The 250-nt window shown below is 69.2% G+C and carries 1 protein-coding gene; it reads right to left on the reverse strand.

Annotation, left to right across the window (positions count from 1 at the left end):
- Positions 1-3 precede the first annotated feature (3 nt).
- A partial coding sequence (locus tag G5A07_RS21565) for a cyclic pyranopterin monophosphate synthase MoaC (RefSeq protein WP_279636414.1) occupies positions 4-250 on the reverse strand: 247 nt, incomplete at its 5' end.

A 250-nucleotide genomic window follows, 5' to 3' on the forward strand; every position in this document is an offset into this window, starting at 1 on the left:
GGATCATGCCTGCCCTTCCTCCTCTTTGCGGTAGTGGCCGCTCTTGCCGCCGAGCTTCTCCAGCAACTGGACCTGCTCGATGACCATCCCGCGGTCCACCGCCTTGCACATGTCGTAGATGGTCAGGGCCGCGACGCTGGCGGCGGTGAGCGCCTCCATCTCCACGCCGGTCTGCCCGGCCAGCCGGCAACGCGCGCGGATGCGCACGGCGTCCGGCGCCTCGGCCTGCAGTTCGAGCTTGACGCTGGTG

Origin of the sequence: Stenotrophomonas sp. AS012628 (assembly GCF_010608305.1) — a bacterium.
GTDB lineage: Bacteria > Pseudomonadota > Gammaproteobacteria > Xanthomonadales > Xanthomonadaceae > Stenotrophomonas > Stenotrophomonas geniculata.